This window comes from Streptomyces sp. MK7, assembly GCF_032658145.1.
Classification (GTDB): Bacteria; Actinomycetota; Actinomycetes; order Streptomycetales; family Streptomycetaceae; genus Streptomyces; species Streptomyces spiralis.
Window position 1 is genome coordinate 74,967 of the sequence record NZ_JAVACL010000024.1, and the last position, 20,653, is coordinate 95,619.

General features: G+C 71.0%; 20 protein-coding genes. 10 read left to right on the top strand and 10 right to left on the bottom strand.

The features are described from left to right. Positions 1–32: 32 nt before the first annotated feature. A complete protein-coding gene (locus tag R2S09_RS24600) occupies positions 33–587 on the bottom strand; it encodes a GtrA family protein (protein WP_306186111.1) in 555 nt (184 codons plus the stop codon). Positions 588–1,119: 532 nt separating this feature from the next. On the opposite strand from R2S09_RS24600, the gene R2S09_RS24605 reads away from it, so the two are divergent. From R2S09_RS24605 to R2S09_RS24625, 5 genes are all read left to right on the top strand, one after another. Then, the gene (locus tag R2S09_RS24605; RefSeq protein ID WP_306186033.1) at positions 1,120–2,259 is read left to right on the top strand and encodes a 5-(carboxyamino)imidazole ribonucleotide synthase; all 1,140 of its coding nucleotides are present in this window, start codon (positions 1,120–1,122) and stop codon (positions 2,257–2,259) included. Positions 2,260–2,324: 65 nt separating this feature from the next. Next, the gene (gene purE, locus R2S09_RS24610; protein WP_306186112.1) at positions 2,325–2,840 is read left to right on the top strand and encodes a 5-(carboxyamino)imidazole ribonucleotide mutase; all 516 of its coding nucleotides are present in this window, start codon (positions 2,325–2,327) and stop codon (positions 2,838–2,840) included. A gap of 5 nt (positions 2,841–2,845) precedes the next feature. Continuing rightward, on the top strand, positions 2,846–4,024 hold the full coding sequence (locus tag R2S09_RS24615; protein ID WP_316743282.1) for a dipeptidase: 1,179 nt from the start codon (positions 2,846–2,848) through the stop codon (positions 4,022–4,024). A 38-nt stretch (positions 4,025–4,062) separates the two neighbouring features. Further along, positions 4,063–4,335: a type II toxin-antitoxin system prevent-host-death family antitoxin gene (locus R2S09_RS24620; RefSeq protein WP_316743284.1), complete on the top strand. Its 273-nt coding sequence runs from the start codon at positions 4,063–4,065 to the stop codon at positions 4,333–4,335. Beyond that, the gene (locus tag R2S09_RS24625) at positions 4,332–4,595 is read left to right on the top strand and encodes a Txe/YoeB family addiction module toxin (protein ID WP_306186039.1); all 264 of its coding nucleotides are present in this window, start codon (positions 4,332–4,334) and stop codon (positions 4,593–4,595) included. The genes R2S09_RS24620 and R2S09_RS24625 overlap by 4 nt, the downstream gene beginning before the upstream one ends. A 10-nt stretch (positions 4,596–4,605) precedes the next feature. Here the strand turns inward: R2S09_RS24625 and R2S09_RS24630 are convergent, their stop codons facing one another. Further along, on the bottom strand, positions 4,606–4,965 hold the full coding sequence (locus tag R2S09_RS24630; RefSeq protein ID WP_316743286.1) for a VOC family protein: 360 nt from the start codon (positions 4,963–4,965) through the stop codon (positions 4,606–4,608). A 134-nt stretch (positions 4,966–5,099) separates the two neighbouring features. Here R2S09_RS24630 and R2S09_RS24635 point away from each other — a divergent pair, with 134 nt between their 5' ends. Beyond that, positions 5,100–5,606 carry a CGNR zinc finger domain-containing protein gene (locus R2S09_RS24635; protein ID WP_306186042.1) on the top strand — a complete coding sequence of 169 codons (507 nt, stop codon included), beginning with the start codon at positions 5,100–5,102 and terminating at the stop codon, positions 5,604–5,606. A 187-nt stretch (positions 5,607–5,793) separates the two neighbouring features. Here R2S09_RS24635 and R2S09_RS24640 read toward each other — a convergent pair whose 3' ends face one another. Continuing rightward, positions 5,794–7,137, bottom strand: coding sequence for a UDP-glucose/GDP-mannose dehydrogenase family protein (locus R2S09_RS24640; RefSeq protein ID WP_316743287.1), 1,344 nt, complete (start codon positions 7,135–7,137; stop codon positions 5,794–5,796). A gap of 185 nt (positions 7,138–7,322) precedes the next feature. Between R2S09_RS24640 and R2S09_RS24645 the strand changes: the two genes are divergently transcribed. Then, the gene (locus tag R2S09_RS24645) at positions 7,323–8,480 is read left to right on the top strand and encodes an acyl-CoA dehydrogenase family protein (RefSeq protein ID WP_316743288.1); all 1,158 of its coding nucleotides are present in this window, start codon (positions 7,323–7,325) and stop codon (positions 8,478–8,480) included. An 86-nt stretch (positions 8,481–8,566) separates the two neighbouring features. Here the strand turns inward: R2S09_RS24645 and R2S09_RS24650 are convergent, their stop codons facing one another. After that, entirely contained in the window at positions 8,567–9,595 is a 1,029-nt protein-coding gene (locus R2S09_RS24650; protein ID WP_306186048.1) for a glycosyltransferase family 2 protein, read from the bottom strand. A gap of 128 nt (positions 9,596–9,723) precedes the next feature. Here R2S09_RS24650 and R2S09_RS24655 point away from each other — a divergent pair, with 128 nt between their 5' ends. After that, complete coding sequence (locus R2S09_RS24655; RefSeq protein WP_316743290.1) at positions 9,724–11,235, top strand: LCP family protein; 1,512 nt, start codon at positions 9,724–9,726, stop codon at positions 11,233–11,235. A gap of 13 nt (positions 11,236–11,248) precedes the next feature. Here R2S09_RS24655 and R2S09_RS24660 read toward each other — a convergent pair whose 3' ends face one another. Next, a complete protein-coding gene (locus tag R2S09_RS24660; protein WP_316743291.1) occupies positions 11,249–11,806 on the bottom strand; it encodes an acyl-CoA thioesterase in 558 nt (185 codons plus the stop codon). A gap of 119 nt (positions 11,807–11,925) precedes the next feature. On the opposite strand from R2S09_RS24660, the gene R2S09_RS24665 reads away from it, so the two are divergent. Continuing rightward, positions 11,926–13,269, top strand: a complete 1,344-nt coding sequence (locus R2S09_RS24665) for an LCP family protein (protein ID WP_306186053.1) — start codon at positions 11,926–11,928, stop codon at positions 13,267–13,269. A gap of 101 nt (positions 13,270–13,370) precedes the next feature. Here R2S09_RS24665 and R2S09_RS24670 read toward each other — a convergent pair whose 3' ends face one another. Together R2S09_RS24670 and R2S09_RS24675 are read right to left on the bottom strand one after the other, a co-directional pair. Beyond that, positions 13,371–13,733, bottom strand: coding sequence for a four-helix bundle copper-binding protein (locus tag R2S09_RS24670; RefSeq protein WP_306186055.1), 363 nt, complete (start codon positions 13,731–13,733; stop codon positions 13,371–13,373). Positions 13,734–13,886: 153 nt separating this feature from the next. Beyond that, positions 13,887–14,771, bottom strand: a complete 885-nt coding sequence (locus tag R2S09_RS24675) for a hypothetical protein (RefSeq protein WP_316743292.1) — start codon at positions 14,769–14,771, stop codon at positions 13,887–13,889. A gap of 169 nt (positions 14,772–14,940) precedes the next feature. On the opposite strand from R2S09_RS24675, the gene R2S09_RS24680 reads away from it, so the two are divergent. Then, positions 14,941–15,129, top strand: coding sequence for a hypothetical protein (locus R2S09_RS24680; RefSeq protein ID WP_316743293.1), 189 nt, complete (start codon positions 14,941–14,943; stop codon positions 15,127–15,129). Between the two features lie 32 nt (positions 15,130–15,161). On the opposite strand, the gene R2S09_RS24685 is transcribed toward R2S09_RS24680, so the two are convergent. From R2S09_RS24685 to R2S09_RS24695, 3 genes are all read right to left on the bottom strand, one after another. Beyond that, positions 15,162–16,838, bottom strand: coding sequence for an LCP family protein (locus R2S09_RS24685; RefSeq protein ID WP_399144564.1), 1,677 nt, complete (start codon positions 16,836–16,838; stop codon positions 15,162–15,164). Between the two features lie 90 nt (positions 16,839–16,928). Beyond that, positions 16,929–18,719 carry an LCP family protein gene (locus R2S09_RS24690; RefSeq protein WP_316743296.1) on the bottom strand — a complete coding sequence of 597 codons (1,791 nt, stop codon included), beginning with the start codon at positions 18,717–18,719 and terminating at the stop codon, positions 16,929–16,931. A 229-nt stretch (positions 18,720–18,948) separates the two neighbouring features. Beyond that, a complete protein-coding gene (locus R2S09_RS24695) occupies positions 18,949–20,220 on the bottom strand; it encodes an LCP family protein (RefSeq protein ID WP_316743297.1) in 1,272 nt (423 codons plus the stop codon). Positions 20,221–20,653: the final 433 nt, after the last annotated feature.

A 20,653-nucleotide genomic window follows, 5' to 3' on the forward strand; every position in this document is an offset into this window, starting at 1 on the left:
GCGCCCGGGAGCGTGCCGGAGGGGTTGGCCGGTCAGCGGGAGACTCTGGTCGGGCGTGGCCTCTTCGCCTGTGCCTCCACGTGGAGGAACGACTCCGCGTCGGCCACGGCCTCCCGGGCGGGCAGGGCGCGGAAGACCCAGCTGCGGTAGGACCAGAAGCGGAACAGGGTCGCGATGCCGATGCCGAGGAACTTGAAGACGTTGCTCTGCAACGGGCTGTCCCAGCCGAACCCGTAGGTCGCCAGGTACAGCACACCGTTCTCGATCACCAGTCCGACCACGCTGAACAGCAGGAACAGGGTCAGTTCCTTGGTGCGGCCGCTCTTGTCGCGGTCCCGGTAGGTGAAGTACCGGAAGCCCACGTAGTTGAAGATGATCGAGACGACGGTCGCGATGACGCTCGCTCGCACCACCTGAAGATCGGTGACATGCCGTACCAGGTTGAACACCAGCAGGTTGACAAGGAGCCCCGCTCCGCCCACCGCACCGAACTTGGCGACCTCCCGCCAGAGCCGGCCGACACGCCCCAGCAGCGCGTCCCGGGGCGTCGGGGGCGCCGATCGGTGCCCCGAGGAACCACGTCCCATGGTCGTGCAGGCCCCCGTCCGGGTCGATTGCGTCAACCACGCCATGCTAACCAGCGGCCGGTGGCCGCGCCTGGGGACGGGTCATGCGCCGGGGAACGGGAAGGGAAGAGACCCGCAAGAGCCAGGAAAGAGTGCGCGAAACGGTCGGTAAGAGAACACCGAAGAACACCCGGAACGGCGGGCGGTACGGACGAGCGACGGGCGGACGCGCGGCGGGAGGCGGGGAACTGACGGCGTGAGGCGCCCGGGGGCGACTGGCGGCGGGAGCCGGGCGGGCGGCCCGGGGCGGTGGGCGTGGTGGCGGAGACGGGTGGCTTGCGGCGGGAGCCGGGGGACTCATGGCGGGGAGTCGGGTGGACTGATGGCGGGAGGCGGCCGGCTCACGGCCCGGAACGACGGGTAGTACCGATGAACGGCGAGTGGGCTCGCGGCAGGGGGAGGGCGGGGCCCGAGACCGTGGGCTCACGGCCCGGGGCGGGTGGGCTCGTGGTGGGTGATCGGGCCATGGTGGCGCGGCCGATACCCTGGGGGCGTGACGTTCCCGGTAGTCGGCATGGTCGGCGGTGGCCAGCTCGCTCGTATGACACACGAGGCGGGCATCCCGCTGGGCATCAGGTTCAAGCTCCTCAGTGACACTCCTCAGGACTCCGCGGCGCAGGTCGTGAACGAAGTCGTCGTCGGCGACTATCGCGACCTGGACACGCTGCGCGAGTTCGCGCGCGGATGCGACGTGATCACCTTCGATCACGAGCACGTGCCCACCGAGCACCTCAGGGCCCTGGAGGCGGACGGCATACCCGTGCGCCCCGGCCCCGACGCGCTGGTGCATGCCCAGGACAAGGGGGTGATGCGCGCCAGACTCGACGCGATCGGAGTGCCCTGCCCACGGCACCGCATCGTGACCGACCCGCACGACGTCGTCCGCTTCGCGGCCGAGGGGGACGGCTTCCCGGTCGTCCTGAAGACCGTCCGCGGCGGCTACGACGGCAAGGGCGTGTGGGTCGTGGAGTCCGCCGAGGAGGCCGCCGACCCGTTCCGGGCGGGCGTCCCGGTCCTCGCCGAGGAGAAGGTCGACTACGTCCGCGAGCTCGCCGCCAACGTCGTCCGCTCCCCGCACGGCCAGGCCGTCGCCTACCCGGTGGTCGAGTCCCGGCAGGTGAACGGCGTCTGCGACACGGTCATCGCCCCGGCCCCCGGCCTGGACGAGACCCTCGCGCTCCAGGCCGAGGAGATGGCCCTGCGGATCGCCAAGGAACTCGGCGTCGTCGGCCACCTCGCCGTCGAGCTGTTCCAGACCCGCGACGGCCGCATCCTCGTCAACGAGCTGGCGATGCGCCCGCACAACTCGGGCCACTGGACCCAGGACGGCGCGATCACGTCCCAGTTCGCCAACCACGTCCGCGCCGTCCTCGACCTGCCGCTGGGCGACCCGCGCCCGCGCGCCGCGTGGACGGTCATGGTCAACGTCCTCGGCGGCGACTACCCCGACATGTACTCCGCGTACCTGCACTGCATGGCCCGCGATCCCCAGCTCAAGATCCACATGTACGGCAAGGACGTGAAGCCCGGCCGCAAGGTCGGACACGTCAACACCTACGGCGACGACCTGGACGACGTGCTGGAGCGCGCCCGTCACGCAGCCGGCTACCTGAGAGGCACGATCACCGAATGAGCCCTGCCCATCCGTCGCCCGACCACCACCCCTCAACGAGCGCTGACGCGGGCCCCTGTCCTCTGGTGGGCATCGTCATGGGGTCGGACTCCGACTGGCCCGTCATGGAGGCCGCCGCCAAGGCGCTCGACGAGTTCGAGATCTCCTACGAGGTCGACGTCGTCTCCGCGCACCGCATGCCCCGGGAGATGATCACCTATGGCGAGCACGCGGCGGAGCGAGGACTGAAGGTGATCATCGCGGGCGCGGGCGGCGCCGCCCACCTGCCCGGCATGCTCGCCTCCGTCACCCCGCTGCCGGTGATCGGCGTGCCCGTCCCGCTGAAGTACCTGGACGGCATGGACTCGCTGCTGTCGATCGTGCAGATGCCGGCCGGCGTGCCGGTCGCGACGGTCTCGGTCGGCGGCGCCCGCAACGCGGGCCTGCTCGCCGCCCGGATCCTCGCCGCCCACGACGAGGAGCTCCTCGGCCGGATGCGGGAGTTCCAGCAGGACCTCAACGACCAGGCCACCGAGAAGGGCAAGCGGCTGCGCGCCAAGGTCGAGGGCGCCGGCGGCTTCGGCTTCGGCACGGGGAAGTGACGCCGATGGCCTCCCTCGAGGAAGCCCGGGAACTGCTGCGCGACTTCCCGGTCGTCGACGGTCACAACGACCTGCCCTGGGCGCTGCGCGAGCAGGTCCGCTACGACCTCGGTGCCCGCGACATCGCCGCCGCCCAGAACGCCCACCTGCACACCGACATCCCACGGCTGCGCGCGGGCGGCGTCGGCGCGCAGTACTGGTCGGTGTACGTCCGCTCGGACCTGCCCGACCCGGTCCCGGCGACCCTGGAGCAGATCGACTGCGTACGGCAGCTGCTCGCCCGCTACCCCGCGGACCTGGCCCCCGCGCTGACCGCCGCGGACATGGAGGCGGCGCGCGCGGACGGCCGTATCGCCTCGCTGATGGGCGCGGAGGGCGGCCACTCCATCGCGAACTCGCTCGGCACCCTGCGCGGTCTGCACGCGCTCGGCGTGCGCTACATGACGCTCACCCACAACGACAACGTGGCGTGGGCGGACTCGGCGACGGACGAGCCGGGCGTGGGCGGACTGTCGGCGTTCGGCCGCGAGGTGGTCCGGGAGATGAACCGCCTGGGCATGCTGGTGGACCTCTCCCACGTGGCCGCGACGACCATGCGGGACGCCCTGGACACCTCGGACGCCCCGGTGATCTTCTCCCACTCCTCCTCCCGGGCCGTGTGCGACCATCCCCGCAACATCCCCGACGACGTCCTCGAACGCCTGCCCGCCAACGGCGGCATGGCCATGGTGACGTTCGTACCGAAGTTCGTCCTCCAGGCCGCCGTCGACTGGACGGCCGCGGCCGACGAGAACATGCGGGCGCACGGCTTCCACCACCTCGACACCTCGGAGGAGGCCATGAAGATCCACCGGGCCTTCGAGGAGCACACCCCCCGTCCCGTCGCCACGGTGGGCACGGTCGCCGACCACCTCGACCACATGCGCGACGTCGCCGGCATCGACCACCTGGGCATCGGCGGCGACTACGACGGCACCGCGTTCACCCCCGACGGCCTGAACGACGTCTCCGGCTACCCCAACCTGCTCGCCGAACTGCTGGACCGCGGCTGGTCCAGGTCCGACCTGGCCAAGCTGACCTGGCAGAACGCGGTCCGCGTGCTGGGCGCCGCCGAGGACGTCTCCCGCGACCTGCGCGCCACACGGGGCCCGTCCAACGCGACGATCGAGGAACTGGACGGCTGAGGTCCGGTACCAGTGCTGTGTGCGAGAGGTGGCGTCAGATGACCATAAGTGCCGGTGAGGCCCGCCGGGACCTGTTCCCTCTCATCAAGCGGGTCAACGACGACCACACGCCGGTGCACATCAGCTCCAAGGGCGGTGACGCCGTCCTCATGTCCGCCGACGACTATGAGTCATGGCAGGAGACCGTGTATCTCCTGCGGTCCCCGGCGAACGCCCGGCGGCTCATGGAAGCGGTCGCCCGCGACAGGGCCGGTTCGGTCGGCGTCAGCAAGACCATGGAAGAGCTGCAGGCGCTGACGGGGGACGAGTGAGGAGCGTCCACTTCGACCCCGACGGCTGGGAGGACTTCCTCTTCCGGCTCGGTTCCGACCGCAGAATGGCCCGCCGGATCACCCGCCTGATCGGCGAGATCCAACGGGACCCCTTCAGCGGTATCGGCAAGCCGGAACCGCTGAAGGGCGACCTGTCCGGCTACTGGTCCCGCCGGATCGGCGACGAGCACCGGCTCGTGTACCGGGCGGACGACAAGGAAGTGAAGATCCTCAAGGCCCGCTGCCACTACAGCGACTGACGAGCGCCTCTCAGCAGGCGCAGAGGCAGAACGGGTGTCCGGCGGGGTCGGCGTAGACCCGGAAGGTGCGGGTGTGGTCCGTCGCGTCCAGCGGCTCCGCGCCGAGCGCGAGGACGCCCTTCTCCGCCGCGTCCAAGTCGTCCACCACCAGGTCCAGGTGAAACTGCTGCGAGTGGTCGGACCCCGGCCACTTCGGCGGGACGTGCCCGGGCGCCGCCTGGAACGCCAGCGACGGCCCGCCCGGCACCTGCAGGTCCACCCAGTCGCCCTCGCCCTCCACCGTTCCGCCGAGCACCTCGGCGTAGAAACCGGCGAGCGCGCGCGGGTCGGGACAGTCCAGGACGACGACACCCAGCTTGGCCAGAGCCATGACTTCCTCCCGAGGGATGTTGGTTGACACCCGGTCGGTTGGTTACCTGTAGGAGCCGGTAACCGGTAACCGTTACCGCATGCTCCCCCATGGCGGGTAACCGTGCAATCGGTTTGCGAGGTAGCGTCGCTGCCATGAGTGAGAGGTCGCCCGCGCCCGGGGGCCTGGCGCTGGTCGAGTCCCTGGTGAACACGCTGGACCTGGAGACGGGCGGCGACGCCCTCGCCTCGCCGGACGGCCGGGCGCGCTTCGGGATCACCGAGGCGGAACTGGCGGGCGCGCGCGAGCTGCGCGAGTCGCTGCGGGCCGCGCTGCTCGCCCACGCCGGCCATCCGCCGCACCGCGAGGTGACGCCCCTGGGCGAGCTGCTGGCGCGCGCCCCGCTGCTGGTCGCGGTCGACGCACGGGACGGCTCGGCGCGCCTCGCCCCCGCCGACGCCCTCCCCCTGACCTCCCGTGTGGCGGCCGCCGTGGCCGAGGCCCTGGTCGCCGGCACCTGGACCCGGCTGAAGGCCTGCGAGGCGGTCACCTGCCACTGGGCGTACTACGACCGCAGCCCGGCCGGCCGCGGGCGCTGGTGCTCGATGCGGGTGTGCGGGGCACGCGCGAAGATGCGCCGGTACCGCGCCAGGGAGCCATGACCGCCCTGACCGTCGGCCCGGTGGTGCAGAGGGCGCGGACACGGATGGTGCAGAATGCGGGAAGACGCCGGTTCGGCCGACTGAGCCTCGGCCGAACCGGCGTCGCGCGTTGTGCCGGTCGTCGGCCCGCGGGGCGCTCGAAGCCCTGCGGCTCACACCCGTCAGGCCGCCTGCCGGCGTGTACGGCCTATGCCGTCGGGCGCCCCATGGCCCGGTACGTCCATCCGGCCCGCCGCCACAGCTCCGGGTCCAGCGCGTTGCGGCCGTCCAGGACCAGCCGGGACGCCGCGACCTCGCCCAGCTCGGCCGGGTCCAGCTCGCGGAACTCGCGCCACTCGGTCAGGTGCAGGACCACGTCGGCGCCCCGGACCGCTCCCAGCGCGGACTCGGCGTACCCCAGCGTGGGGAAGACGCGCCGGGCGTTCTCCATTCCCTTGGGGTCGTAGACGGTCACCTGGCCGCCCTGGAGATGGATCTGCCCGGCCACGTTGAGGGCGGGCGAGTCGCGTACGTCGTCCGAGTCGGGCTTGAAGGTGGCGCCGAGCACCGCGACCCGCTTGCCGAGGAACGGCCCGCCGCCCAGCGCCTGCCGGGCCAGCTCCACCATCTGCCCGCGCTGGCGCATGTTGATCGAGTCGATCTCGCGCAGGAAGGTCAGCGCCTGGTCGGCACCCAGCTCGCCGGCGCGCGCCATGAAGGCGCGGATGTCCTTGGGCAGGCAGCCGCCGCCGAACCCGATCCCCGCGCGCAGGAACTTCTTCCCGATCCGGTCGTCGTACCCGATCGCCTCCGCCAGCTTGGCGACGTCGCCGCCGGCGGCCTCGCACACCTCCGCCATCGCGTTGATGAAGGAGATCTTCGTGGCGAGGAAGGAGTTCGCGGAGGTCTTCACCAGCTCGGCGGTGGGGAAGTCGGTGACGACGAAGGGCGAGCCCTCGCCGATCGGCGTGGCGTACACCTCGCGCAGCAGCTTCTCCGCCCGCTCGCTGCGCACCCCGACCACGATCCGGTCCGGGTGCAGCGTGTCCTGGACGGCGAAGCCCTCGCGCAGGAACTCCGGGTTCCACGCCAGCTCTGCGTCCTCGCCCGCGGGCGCCAGCTCGGCGATCGTCCGGGCCAGCCGCTCCGCGGACCCGACCGGCACCGTCGACTTGCCGACGACCAGCGCGGGCCCGGTCAGATGCGGGGCGAGCGAGGCGACCGCGGAGTCGACGTAGGACATGTCGCAGGCGTACTCGCCGTGCTTCTGCGGGGTGTTCACACAGACGAAGTGGACGTCGCCGAAGGCACCCGCCTCCGCCCAGTCCTGGGTGAAGCGCAGCCGCCCGCTGGAGCCCTCGATACCGGCCACGTGCTTGCGCAGCAGCTCCTCCAGACCGGGCTCGTACATCGGGACCTCGCCCCGCTGCAGCATCTCGATCTTCTCGGGAACGACGTCCAGTCCCAGCACCTCGAACCCCAGCTCGGCCATGGCCGCGGCGTGCGTCGCGCCGAGATAGCCGGTGCCGATCACGGTGATCTTGAGGCTCATGGATGCTCCAGGAGGGACGAGGGTGATGCGCTGCCCGAGCATATCGGGGGTATGCGCAAGCCCATCGCCGGGCAATGTCCCTGCTGTCGCCAAGCTCACGTATCACTTGCGTGGGCAGGCACCTAAAATTCGGGTTACTTAACGGTAGTTAGCGTCACACTGGTCGCTTTGGAGCGTGAGAGACCTTGGCCGGATCGGCTGATTTCGACCTGTACCGCCCGTCCGAGGAGCACGACATGCTCCGCGACGCCGTCCGCTCGCTGGCCGAGGCGAAGATCGCGCCGTACGCCGCCGCGGTGGACGAGGAGGCCCGCTTCCCGCAGGAGGCCCTGGAGGCACTGGTCGCGGGCGACCTGCACGCCGTGCACATCCCCGAGGAGTACGGCGGCGCGGGCGCGGACGCCCTCGCGACGGTCATCGTGATCGAGGAGGTGGCCCGCGTCTGCGCGTCCTCCTCGCTGATCCCCGCGGTGAACAAGCTGGGCTCCCTGCCGGTGCTGCTGTCCGGCTCCGAGGACCTGAAGAAGCGGTACATGGCCCCGCTCGCCAAGGGCAACGGGATGTTCTCGTACTGCCTCTCCGAGCCGGACGCGGGCTCCGACGCGGCCGGCATGAAGACCAAGGCGGTCCGCGACGGCGACACTTACGTGCTCAACGGCGTCAAGCGCTGGATCACCAACGCGGGCGTCTCCGAGTACTACACGGTGATGGCCGTCACCGACCCGGAGAAGCGCTCCAGGGGCATCAGCGCCTTCGTCGTCGAGAAGTCCGACCCGGGCGTCTCCTTCGGCGCCCCGGAGAAGAAGCTCGGCATCAAGGGCTCCCCGACCCGCGAGGTCTACCTCGACAACGTGCGCATCCCCGCCGACCGCATGATCGGCGAGGAGGGCACCGGCTTCGCCACGGCGATGAAGACCCTGGACCACACTCGCATCACCATCGCCGCCCAGGCCCTGGGTATCGCCCAGGGCGCCCTGGACTACGCCAAGGGCTACGTCAAGGAGCGCAAGCAGTTCGGCAAGCCGATCGCCGACTTCCAGGGCATCCAGTTCATGCTCGCCGACATGGCCATGAAGATCTCGGCCGCCCGCGCCCTGACCTACCAGGCCGCCGCCGCCTCCGAGCGCGGCGACGCCGACCTCACCTACCAGGGTGCCGCCGCCAAGTGCTTCGCCTCGGACGTCGCCATGGAGGTCACCACCGACGCCGTCCAACTCCTCGGCGGCTACGGCTACACCCGCGACTACCCGGTGGAGCGCATGATGCGCGACGCCAAGATCACCCAGATCTACGAGGGCACCAACCAGGTCCAGCGGATCGTCATGGCGCGCAACCTGCCGTAAGCGGGCCGGTGAGCCGATGACCGAAGGGTGCCCGCAGGCCGGGCACCCTTCGGTCTTGTTGTCACTCTTCTCGCGGGACCGGCCGCTCAGCTCGGCGAGGTGACCGCCGGCCGGCGCGAGGCGATGACCCTCCTCGCCAGCGACTTAGGGCTGGTCAGGAAGCCCCAGCCCCACGACATGTGCATGGTGGCCAGGGCCACGGGTATCCGCAGCCGGGCGCCCAGCGTCAGACCCTTGCCGGCCGGGAGCGAACCGGCGGCGATCGCCGCCAGATAGCCGCCCGGGACCACGAAGCCCCACGGGGTCAGGGCCGCGCCCACCACGATCCCGGCCGCGATCGCGCACACGGCGGTCGGCGGGGCGAGATAGCGCAGGTTGATGGAGCCCTCGTGGTAGCGGGCGACGACGTGCCGCCAGCGGCCGTAGTCCTTGTACTGCTTGGCGAGCGCCCTCACGTTCGGGCGCGGCCGGTAGGAGACCCGCAGCTCGGGCGAGAACCAGATCAGGCCGCCCGCCTCACGGATGCGGAAGTTCAGCTCCCAGTCCTGGGCGCGGATGAACTCCTCGTTGTAGCCGCCCTGTTGCTCCAGGGCCGCGCGGCGGAAGACACCCAGGTAGACCGTCTCGGCCGGGCCCGCCTCGCCGCCGGTGTGGAAGGCCGCGTTGCCCACGCCGATCTTCGAGGTCATCGCGGCCGCGACCGCGTGCTCCCAGGCGTTCTCGCCCTCGGCGTGCATGATGCCGCCGACGTTCTGCGCGCCGGTCTCCTCCAGGAGGCGTACGGCTGTGGCGATGTAGTTCGGCGAGAGCATGCCGTGGCCGTCGACGCGGACCACGACCGGATGGCGGGAGGCCTTGATCGCGGCGTTCAGCGCGGCGGGGGTGCGGCCGGTGGGATTCGGGACCGTGTGCACGCGCGGGTCGTTCCGTACGAGCTCGGCGGCGATCTCGTCCGTGCGGTCCGTGGACGGACCCAGGGCGATCACGACCTCCATCTCGCCGTCGTACTCCTGCGCGAGGATCGCTTCGACGGCCCCGCGCAGATGCCGCTCCTCGTTGAGGACGGGCATGATCACAGACACGGCGGGGAGCCGCACGTCGGGCTTGGCGTTCATCGGTGCTCACGTTACCGCGTACGGGGGACACCGGTGCGCGCCGCAGGGGGCACTGCCCCGGTGCGCAGATCGTATGGCCCTACGGTGCTCATGGTGCCCACCCACGCCATATGCGGAGGTGTCCCTGCATGTCCACCACGCCGTCCCGGTCGTCCCCGCAGTCCCGGCCCGCCGCGCGGTCCCGGCGAGGGTCCCGGAAGGCCGCCGCACCGCAGCGGCCGTACGGCGTGCCGTACGCGCCGGTGCCGCGCCGCAGACCGCGCTGGGCCATGCGGGCGGTGACCACGCTGTCGGTGGTGGTGCTCGCCTCGGCCGGGATCGGACACGCGGTGGTCTCCAGCCTGGACGCCGGCATCGTCCGGGTCGACCCCTTCAAGGACATGAAGAACCGCCCGCCCAGGGGCCATGGAATGAACGTCCTGCTGGTCGGCACCGACGGCCGGGACAAGATCAGCGCCCAGGAGCGGCGCAGGTACCGGCTGGGCGGGCAGCCCTGCCACTGCACCGACACGATGATGATCGTGCACCTGTCGGCGGACCGGGAACGGGCCAGCGTGGTCAGCCTGCCCCGCGACTCCTACGCCGAGCTGCCCGCCCATGTCGACCGGAACACCGGCAAGCGGCACGGACCGCACCCGGTCAAGCTGAACGCGGCCTATGCCGAGGGCGGACCGAACCTGACCGTGCGCGTGGTCGAGGGCATGACCCGGCTGAAGATCGACCACTACCTGGAGGTGGACTTCACCACCTTCATGCGCACCGTCGACGTCCTCGGCGGCGTGCGGATCTGCACCGCCGAACCGCTGAAGGACTCCTACACCGGCCTGGACCTGCCCGCCGGCACGCACACCCTCACCGGCGGCCAGGCGCTGCAGTACGTCCGCTCCCGGCACGTCGACGGGGCCAGCGACTTCGGCCGGATGCAGCGCCAGCAGCGCTTCCTGGCCGCGCTGATCGAGCGCGCGACCTCATCCCGGGTGCTGCTGAACCCGATGAGGTTCCGGGACGTGACCCGGGCCGTGCTCAGCTCGGTACGCGCCGACCGGGGCTTCCGCACCGAGGAGCTGCTCGACCTCGGGCGGGCGATGCGGAGCTTCTCCCCCTCCTCCTCCGAGTTCACCACCGTGCCGGTCGAGCAGACGGCCGTTCCCATGGGCGGGCTCGGCTCGACCGTGAAGTGGGACAAGGCCAAGGCGGAGCAGCTGTTCCGGACGCTGCGCGAGGACCGCCCGCTCGCGGTGCGCAAGCCGTCACCGCGGCGGGACCGCGCCGTGGCCGTGGAGGTCGCCCCGCAGAGCGTCCGGGTCCAGGTGGAGAACGGCACCACCACGGTCGGGCTCGGCAGGCGCGTGGACACCGCGCTGGCCGGGGCCGGGTTCCTCACCACCAAGGCTCCCGTGGACTCCAAGGAACGCGGGGTGAAGCGGACCGTGGTGCTCTACGACCCCCGGTGGGACCGCTCGGCGCGGTCGCTCGCCGCCGCGCTGCCGGGGGCCGGGCTGCGGGCCGTGCCGGGGCAGGGGCCGACCCTCAGGGTGATCGCGGGCGGCGACTTCCGCCAGGTGCGCAAGGTGCGCGTGGAGGACCCGGTGGAGGGCGCGGCCCGCGTGGTCAGAGGCGACGAGGTGCGGTGCGGGTGAGGCCGGCGGGAACTCAGTCCTCGTGGCCCTCCGCCACCCGCTTCTCCCGGAGCTCCTTGATCGCCCGGCGGCGGGCCAGGCGGTGGGTGCGGCGTATCTGGGCCTCCTGGTAGCGCCGCTTGTCGCGCTCGGTCTCGGGCAGGACCGGTGGCACGACGCGGGGCTTGCCGTCGGCGTCCACGGCGGCGAAGACCAGGTAGGCCGAGCCGACCTGGGTGGGCGGGGTGGACTCGTTCCAGCGTTCGGCCAGGACGCGGACGCCCACCTCCATGGAGGTCCGGCCGGTCCAGTTGACCTGGGCCTTCACATGGACGAGGTCGCCGACCCGGACGGGTTCCAGGAACACCATCTCGTCCATGGAGGCGGTGACGGCGGGGCCGCCGCTGTGCCGGCCGGCCACCGCGCCCGCCGCGTCGTCGACCAGCTTCATGATCACACCACCGTGCACCGTACCCAGGAGGTTGGTGTCGTTGTGGGTCATGATGTGGCTGAGGGTGGTGCGGGACGCCGAGGTCGGCTTGCCCGGGACATCCGCGGTTCCGGTTTCCGCGGCGAAGGCCTGGTCTGTCATGGCCCCCACCTTATGCCGAGGCGACATAGGGGGGATTTGTGTCGGGTTCGCAACAGCCGTGACCTGATTTTCCGACGGCCCTTGTACGCCATACGGGCGGGACCTGCACACTGGGGCCCATGAATGATTGGCCCGAGGGGTGGTCCGGCGACGAGCGTGGACCTCGGTACGGACGCGGCAGCGCCGGAGCGCAGCCGGAGGGCGCGCGCGTGATGCGCCAGGTACGGCGCGGCGGCCCGGCGGTACCGCCCGGGCAGGGCGCCTACGGCAGGCCGGGCGGGCAGCGGCCCGCGGCGCCCCCGTACGGAGTGCCGCAGCAGCCGTCGTACGTCGACGGCGGCTACACGGACGGTTACACCGACAGTGACGACGGTTACGGCTACGACAGCGGCTACAACACCGGACAGGTCTACGGCCGGCCGGGCGGCGACGGCCCCGGCGGGCCGGGCGGCCCGGGCGAGGGCCGCACCCGCGGTCCCCGTCCCGCGCCGAACTGGGGCCGTCGCATCAAGTGGACCGCGATAACCCTGGTCACCGCGCTGGTGGTCACCTCGGTGGCCACCTACTTCTGGGCCGACTCCAAGCTCCACCGGGACGTCGACCTGTCCAAGGTCATCGACCGGCCGGAGGCCGGCAAGGGCACGAACTACCTGATCGTCGGCTCCGACAGCCGCGCCGGAATGTCCGCCGAGGACAAGAAGAAGCTGCACACCGGCTCCGCCGAGGGCAAGCGCACCGACTCGATGATGATCCTGCACGTCGGGGACAACGGCGACACGCTGATCTCCCTGCCGCGCGACTCCAACGTCACGATCCCGCAGTTCCGCGGCTCGGAGTCCGGCAAGATCAGGCCCGCGATGGGCGCGAACAAGCTGAACGCGGCGTACGCGTTCGACGGGCCGACCCTGCTGGTCCGCACCATCGAGTACAACACCGGCCTGCACATCGACCACTACGTGGAGATCGGCTTCGCCGGCTTCGCCAACATCGTGGACGCGGTCGGCGGCGTCGAGATGACCATCGACAAGCCGTTCAAGGACAAGTGGTCCGGCGCCGACTTCAAGGCGGGCAAGCAGAAGCTGAACGGCGAGCAGGCCCTGGCCTTCGTCCGCACCCGGCACGCCTTCGCCGCCTCCGACCTCCAGCGCACCAAGAACCAGCAGAAGTTCCTGTCCGCCCTGGCCCACCAGGTGGCCACCCCGTCGACGGTCCTGAACCCGTTCAAGTTCTATCCGACGATGGGTGCGGGCCTGGACTCCCTGGTCGTCGACAAGGACATGAGCCTGTGGGACCTGGCGTCCATGTTCTGGGCGATGAAGGGCGTCAGCGGCGGTGACGGCAAGTCCATGAACATGCCGATATCCGGCTCCACGGGCGGCAACCTCGTCTGGGACAAGGCGAAGGTCAAGACCCTGGTCGACGAGTTGAAGAACGACGAGACGGTGACCGTCTCCGGCGACTGACCGGACGGCCGCCGGACAACCGGGCGGCCGCCGGACGACCTGTCAGGGGCGAGGGCCCCGCGGTACGCGGCCGCGGCGCCCTCGCCGTCGCGCCGGCCGGGTCACATCCGGGCGCCTGTCATCGCGCGACACATCTCCGCGCAGCGGCGACACGCCTCCGCGCAGCGCTGCATCATCTTGTCCTCGGGCAGCGACATACACGCCTCGGCGCACATGTCACAGGCCTTGGCGCACATCGCGCACATCTCGGCCGCCATCGGCGAGCGGCGCATCATCATGTCCGCGCACATGCGCGTGGTCTCGGAGCAGTCCATGAGCGCGCGCATGATCTGCATCTGCGCCTGGCCGCCCATCTGCATGCAGGAGCTCATGGCCTCCTCGCAGACGGTGTGGCAGGCCATGCACGCCTCGACGCAGTCCTGCATCTGCTTGCTCATGGCGGTCATGGTTCCGGGCTGAGTCATGGCTCCTCCTGGGGGGCGAAGGGAGCCGGGGCCTCGGGCGGGCCCCGCGCCCTTCCGTCGTACGCCCCTCGACCGCCCTCCGCCATCCGACGGAAGCACGGAATCCGCTACGCCCGCCCGGGTGAGGCGGTGCCCGGTGTCCGCGTCCGCCGCTCACCCCGCCTTCGCCGGGTCCGTCCCGTACAGGGCGGAGGCCGTCAGGGCCCGGGACATGTCGCAGGTCTCCTGCTCGTCGGCCGGGGCGAGCCACAGCGGTACCAGGCGGGACGCGGTGGACGAGGAGTCCATCCGCAGATAGTGGCAGGTGCCGTTGACGCGCAGCGCGAACACGTCCACGTCGCCTCCGGCGGGGCCGCCGGAGACCTCGCTCACGGTGTCCTGCGCGGCGACCAGCCGCTTGTCCTTCAGGAAGTCCACGGCGCCCTGCGCGGTGTGCGGGTATCCCGCGGTCGCCATCCGCCGGGACGCGCCGGTGGACTGCCGCGCGAGCAGCGCGCCCATCTGCGCCACGAGGCTGCCCGGCCGGCCGTCGGTCCGTACCGCCGGGCAGTCCAGGGCGGCCTTTTTGACGCTGTACGTGCCGACGGCGAACGTGTAGCGGTAGCAGCGGACCGGGTAGGCGTGCGCGTCGACGGTTCCCGTCTCCGGCGGCACGAGCCCCAGCATCACCGTCATCGTGTGCGTCCTGCCGCCCGGCCCGCCCGGTGTCGTGCCCGAGCTCAGCAGCACACCTCCGTGGGCCTCGGCCTGGGCGACGAGGGTTCCCTCGGTGAACTGCCCTCCGTAGGTCTGCCCCGGCGAGTAGAAACCCGCGTTCAGGTCCGCCCGCAGATCCTCGGCGAGCCGGTCGGCCTGCGCGTCGACCGCCGCCGTGTCCTCTGCGGTCACCCTCTGGTACACCAGCGTGCCCGCCACGCCCGCGGCCCCGGCCACCAGCGCGGTCAGCACGAACAGCAGCCCGCGGACCAGGGCCCCGCGCCGCCGCTGCTCCACATGGGGCCGCCCGTCCTGCCGGGCCACCGTCACATCTGCCGCCACGTCACCTCTCCCGTCGGCAGGACGTCTCACCTGCCGACGGGACGCCCGGATCACCTCGATGCCCGCCGATCCTGCCATCCGTACCCGCAACACCCGCACGGGGCCGGGACCTTGCCCCGCAGCTGCCCGAGACGGGTCAGCTCCGGCCGCCAGGTGGTAGACGACCGCGTTGACCGAGACCGCGCGGCCGGCCGGCTCGAGCACGGTGACCCGGGTGGTCCCGGTCGGAGACCTGGGTCCCCGTCAGGAGGGAGCGGCCTGGCCGGACACCTCCCGGTTCCGGGCGGTGTCCGGCCTCGTCCGCGCCGCCATGGAGGCAGCGGAGGACAGCCACGCGCAGACCGCCGCCTCCGCGTGAGCCGGGCAGGCAGTCAGGAGCGGCGATGCCGGCTACCAGCGGTAGGGCGCGTACACGTCCATGCACTGCCCGGTGTCGGCGCCGTTGATGGCGTCGGAGTTCTTCGGGATGTCCCCGGCCTTCGGCGCCTCCTGCTTCGGGTAGCTGGTGCCCGTGCGCCAGTCCGAGCCCACGACGACGGTCACACCGGTGACGTCCGTCGACTTCTCCACCGAGGACGTCGGGATGCCCAGCGCCGCCGCGACCCGCTCGGCGTCGCCCTTCAGCTCGGCACTCGGGTAGCGGACGACCGTCTCGTCCGCGGACGGCGTCACCGACGCGTCCGCCGCGGCCCTGGTGAAGCCCTTCTGCACGAGCTCCCGGCTGATGTCGGCCGCCCGGTGGGAGACCGGGGCGAGAGTGGCCGTACGGGTGCCGTTCTGCACCGTGACGCCGATCCGGCCGTCCGGGTGCGCGGGGTCCGCGGTGGCCTGTTCCTGGTCCCCGCCCTCTGTGCCGCCGTCGCCGGCCCCGTCCTTCTTCCCGTCGGACTCCTTGCCGTTGGAGTCGAAGGACACGTCGTCGCGGATCATCTTCCACATCTTCTCGGCGTTGGCGCCGTCCGGTACGAGATGGTCCTTGTTCTGCGGGTCCTCGACGTTGGGCATCGTCGTCATGGTGATGCGGTTGGTCGGGACAGTCTTGAGCTGCATCGCCAGGTCGTACAGCTTCTTGACGGTGCCGATCTCCTCGGAGACCTGAAGGGACTTCGTGGCCGCCTCGGCCAGGTCCATCAGGCGGCCGGTGTCGGTGAAGACGCTCTGGCTCTTCAGCGTGCGGATCATCGAGTTCAGGTACATGTGCTGGGCCCTGGCCCGCAGCGGGTCACTGCCCCAGGCGTGCCGGGTGCGCAGCCACTGCAGGGCCTGCTTGCCCTTGACCTTGGTCGTGCCGGCCTCCAGCTTCAGCCCCGAGCCGCCGGGCACGCCCGGCAGCGGGCGGTCCCACACGTTCTGATTGGTGCAGACGTCGACGCCGCCGATGGCGTCCGCCATCTTCACCACGCCCGCGAAGTCGATGGTCATCCAGTGGTCGATGTAGACATGGGTGAGGTTCTGCCAGGTGGCGAGGGTGCAGCCGGCGCCGCCGCGGGCCAGCGACTCGTTGATGATGGCGTTGGTCGGCGGGTAGACGTGGCCGGTCTTGGGGTCCGTGCACTCGGGGATGTCGACGCGGGTGTCGCGCGGAATGCTCACCACGGCCGCGCTCTTGCGGTCCGCGGCCAGGTGGATGAGCATCTGCACATCGCCCAGCGGCGGGTTGCCCCGGTTCTCCCTGCTGCCGCCGAGCGCGACGTTCGCGTCGGAGTTACGGCTGTCGGAGCCGATCAGCAGGATGTTCACGGGCGTCTGGCCGGCCGCGTTCGGCTTCGACTTCTGCGCCTTGGAGTCGCCGCTGCTGCGCTCGCCCTTGCGGATGTTGCTGTTCAGGTGTTCGTAGTAGAGGTATCCGGCGCCGGCCGTGCCGAGTATCACCAGCGCGAGCACCGTCGCCGACCAGCGCAGCACGCGCCGCTTGGGACGTCTGCCCGCGGTACCGCGTCCGCCGCGTCCGCCATGTCCTCTGCCGCCGTGACGGCCGTGGCCGCCCGGCGCGTTCCCACCCCGCGACGCGAGGGGCACCGCTTCCTTTACCGCAGGCCCCTCCCCGCGCAGACCGCTCTGGGTCAACTCCCCATCCTCCCCACCCTGGCTTCACCGAACAGGCCTGTCGTGCGCCCTGTTAGACGCTCGACAGGCCCGAAGGGTGGCCCTGTGCGCTCAACTCGCGCACTGGACCTTGTCGGCCGTGGACTTCCCCTCCACGTCCGGTGCCTTCGTCGGAGCGGTGAGGGACACTCCCGCGCCCTTGAAGTCCTTGCCCAGGGTCAGCGTCATCGCCGGCAGCCCCTGGGAGTTGGTCACGCTCTTGCCCGGCTTCAGCGCGGAACCGGGCAGCCCCATCAGCGCGGCGAGCTTACGGGCCTGGTCGGCCTGGTCGGGCGCGTACTCGAGCGTGGTCTTGCCGATGTCCGCGGTCGCGTTGCCCGCGTTCTCCGACTTGGTGACGCCCTGCTGGTTCTGGAGCCAGGTCAGCGTCTGCGACGCGGAACCGGAGGGGGCACCTCCGTTCAGGATCCGCACCCGCACGTCGGAGGCGGCCGACTGGGAGCCCTTGAGCCGGTCGGCCTCGGCGTCCTTCGCCTGCTGCTGCTTCTTCTTCACCTCGGTGAAGGAGACGTCGCTGCCGATGGTGTCGAAGACCTGGGGGGCCTTGTTCGGGTCGACGATGACCGTCTTGTGGATCTTGCCGTCCGCCGGGTTGTCGAGGACCGGCACCGTCAGGAAGGTGATGTTCTTCGGCGGCACCTTCTTCAATTCCAGGGCGATGTCCTTGAGCGTGTTGACCTTCTTTATGCCCTGGTCGACGGTGAGTGCCTTGGTGGCGGCGTCGGCCAGGTCGTAGAGCTTGGCCGGGTTGGTGAGGGTGTCGCTGGAGGACATCTTGCGCATCAGCGAGCCGAGGAACTGCTGCTGCACCTTGATGCGATCCAGGTCGCCCTGGTTGCCGAAGCTGTGCCGGGTGCGGACGAACGCCAGCGCCTGCTCGCCTTCGACCTTGTGCGAACCGGAGGACAGCTTCAGATGCGAGTCCGGGTCGTCGACGGCGTGCTTGAGGCACACCTCGACCCCGCCCACGGCGGACGTCAGGGTCTTCACGGCGTTGAAGTCGGCCATCATGAAGTGGTCGGGCGCGATGCCGGTGACCTCCTTGACCGTACGCATCGTGCAGCCCGCGTCGCGGCCGTCCTGGCCGAGGCTCGTGTTGAAGCGGACGTTGTCCGTGCCCGGGATGACCTTCGTGCTGCCGTCGGGCTGCTTGGTCGGGCAGTCGGGGACGTTCACGATCAGGTCGCGGGGGATGCTCAACGCGGTCGCGTTCGTACGGTCCTTGGCGACGTGCAGCAGGATGTTCGTGTCCGCGTGGCCCACGCTGCCCTTGTCGCCGTAGCCCTCGTTGCCCTTGCCTGTCCGCTTGTCGGTGCCGATGATCAGGATGTTGAAGGCCTCGTCCTTGCTGAAGCCGTTCTTGGCCGCACTGCCCACGTCCGTGGTGGAGATGTTGCCCTCGAGGTGCTTGAGGATCAGATAGCCGGCCGTGCCGACGCCCACCAGGACGAACGCCATGGTGCCGCCGGTCCACATCAGGACCTTCTTGGTCCTCGACTTCTTCTTCTCCGGCCGGCGCCCCCGCCGCCCGGGCAGCGGCTCCTGCGGCGGCGGCGCGCCACGACGGCGGCGCGGCCCGGGCACGGTGCGGCCGGGAGCCGTCTCCCGGGACTGCTGCTGCCCGGGCGCCGACTGACCTCCCGGCGCACCGGCGCGCCGTCCCGCCGCCGCGTTGCCGCCGGCCCCGCCCGCACCGCGCGATGGCGGTCTGCGCGGGCTGGGGACGGACGACTGCGGAGCGGAAGGAGTCAGTCGCAGTTCGTATTCGCCGGTGTGCGGATTGAGTACCCACTGGTCTGCGGGGTCGATGTTGTCCGCCCGCCCACGGCCTTGCGCGTCCACGGTTGTCCGAATCCTCCGTCGGGGCCACGCGGCGCCTTCCCCCTCAAAGGCGCTCAGGGTCTCGTTCACACAGTGCACGACCCCAGGGAGACCTCGTGGCCGGTGGCACCGGATCGCTCACACTATCCGGCTGGTCGGGGATTCAGCGACGCCGGTGACAAATTCCACGTCCCTACAACTGGGCAATCCGCCCATTTCCCTGAACAAAAGTTCGCCTTTGGTCGGGGCTTTACCCGCAGATGTCCTCAGCGGCGGTGTTGCCGGGGAACGAGGGGGTGGGTGACGGTGGGTCCACGAAAGCGGCAGTGCGCGCTCGGCGCTTCGGCGCGCGCTCGGAAACGTACTGAACGTAGTCGTGCGACTGCGCAGCCGAACGGCCGCCGAGGAGGGAATCCGGCCCCCCGGCCGGAGAATCCTGCCGGCCGGCCCGGGAATCCGGCCGACCGGTCGAGGAACGGGAATGCGGTGCGGCCGAATTGGCGCCGTTTGCTCCGGAATACCGTGAAACCTCCTTGGCTACCGCCACCGGCTGGTCCGCCCGCAGCCGGGCGAACAGTTTCTCGGCCTCCGGTTCCACGAGTTGGTCACGATCGGCGTCGTAGACGTACGACTCCCTCGGAACCGTCAGGAACCGCACCTGTTCCGTGGGGATCTCACGCAGCCCGCGCACGAGTTGGTAGAGGCCGCGCAGGCTCGCCAGCGCCGGGTCGGTGGTCAGGGAGGAGGTGGCCGCGTCCAGGACGGGATACAGCTTCACCGGGTTCAGCAGGACGTCGTCGCCGCGGACCTTGTTCACGAGGGCGCCGAGGAACCGCTGCTGGCGCTCCATGCGGTCGGTGTCGCTGCCGTCGCCCAGGGACTTGCGGGCGCGGACGTAGCCGAGCGCCTGCTCGCCGTCGAGCGTCACCCGGCCCGCCGGCAGCCGCAGTCCGGCGTCCTTGTCGTTCACCGGCTTCTTCAGGCACAGCTGGACGCCGTCGACCGCGTCGACCATCGCCTTGAAGCCGCTGAAGTCGACGACGACGTGGTGGTCGATCCGGATGTCCGTCAGCTTCTCGACGGTGCGGATGGTGCAGGCCGGGCCGCCCGTCTCGTAGGCGTAGTTGAGCATCGCGAACGTCGGCTCGGTGCGGCTGCCGTCCGGGCGGCGGCAGCCGGGCACGTCCACCATCAGGTCGCGGGGCAGGGACACGGCGGTGGCGCTGCGCCGGTCCGCGGCCAGGTGCAGCAGGATCATGGTGTCGGAGCGCTCGGTCCCCGAGTCCCGCCCGTAGCGGGTGTTGCCGTCGCCCGCGCGCGTGTCCGACCCGATCAGCAGGATGTTCTGCGCACCCTTGACCAGGGCGGTGGGCCGTTCCTTCTCGTAGCGCCGGAGCTCGGCGGCGGCCGCCTCGTCGGGGGTGATGTTGTCGCTGAGCTTGACGTAGACCGCCCACCCGATCCCGGCGGCCGCGGTGACCAGGACGGCCGCGCCGAGTGCGGTGCCCCGCAGCCAGCGCATACGCCGCCGGCGCGCGAGCCCGGCCCCGGTGGCCGATCCCCCCAGGCCCGGCCCGACGCCCGGCCCGTTTGGTTCACCGTCACGGCTCTCGGCACGGCGGCTCCCGCCTGCCCCACGGCTCACGTCTGGAACCACCCGTCTCCTCCGTCCGGTCCTACGACCATGACCCGGGGGAGTCCGGGGGACGGCTGCTGATGGGCCGAACGGGGGAACCGAGCCGGCGCCGCGGCGGTGGTGCCCTGTGGCCCTGTGGTCCTGCGGCTATGGGCGGTCCCGCCCGTGCCGCGGCCTTGCGGCGCTGTGCTCGGGGTCCGGGAAGGGGCGTGCGGTGCTGCCTCCGGCCGCCGTCTCCCGGATCACGCCGCGGGCGTGCTTCCGGACGCCGTCCTTGGGTCGGTCGTATCTGCGGCCGTGTCTCCGACGGCGTTCACGG

Bases quoted from the DNA above. Each gene is read 5' to 3' on its own strand.
- R2S09_RS24695 (WP_316743297.1), bottom strand. From the start codon at position 20,220: ATGCGCTGGCTGCGGGGCACCGCACTCGGCGCGGCCGTCCTGGTCACC.
- R2S09_RS24665 (WP_306186053.1), top strand. From the start codon at position 11,926: ATGAATGATTGGCCCGAGGGGTGGTCCGGCGACGAGCGTGGACCTCGG.
- R2S09_RS24615 (WP_316743282.1), top strand. From the start codon at position 2,846: ATGGCCTCCCTCGAGGAAGCCCGGGAACTGCTGCGCGACTTCCCGGTC.
- R2S09_RS24600 (WP_306186111.1), bottom strand. From the start codon at position 587: ATGGGACGTGGTTCCTCGGGGCACCGATCGGCGCCCCCGACGCCCCGG.
- R2S09_RS24635 (WP_306186042.1), top strand. From the start codon at position 5,100: ATGAGTGAGAGGTCGCCCGCGCCCGGGGGCCTGGCGCTGGTCGAGTCC.
- R2S09_RS24660 (WP_316743291.1), bottom strand. From the start codon at position 11,806: ATGACAGACCAGGCCTTCGCCGCGGAAACCGGAACCGCGGATGTCCCG.
- R2S09_RS24630 (WP_316743286.1), bottom strand. From the start codon at position 4,965: ATGGCTCTGGCCAAGCTGGGTGTCGTCGTCCTGGACTGTCCCGACCCG.
- R2S09_RS24620 (WP_316743284.1), top strand. From the start codon at position 4,063: ATGACCATAAGTGCCGGTGAGGCCCGCCGGGACCTGTTCCCTCTCATC.
- R2S09_RS24640 (WP_316743287.1), bottom strand. From the start codon at position 7,137: ATGAGCCTCAAGATCACCGTGATCGGCACCGGCTATCTCGGCGCGACG.
- R2S09_RS24670 (WP_306186055.1), bottom strand. From the start codon at position 13,733: ATGACTCAGCCCGGAACCATGACCGCCATGAGCAAGCAGATGCAGGAC.
- R2S09_RS24650 (WP_306186048.1), bottom strand. From the start codon at position 9,595: ATGAACGCCAAGCCCGACGTGCGGCTCCCCGCCGTGTCTGTGATCATG.
- R2S09_RS24655 (WP_316743290.1), top strand. From the start codon at position 9,724: ATGTCCACCACGCCGTCCCGGTCGTCCCCGCAGTCCCGGCCCGCCGCG.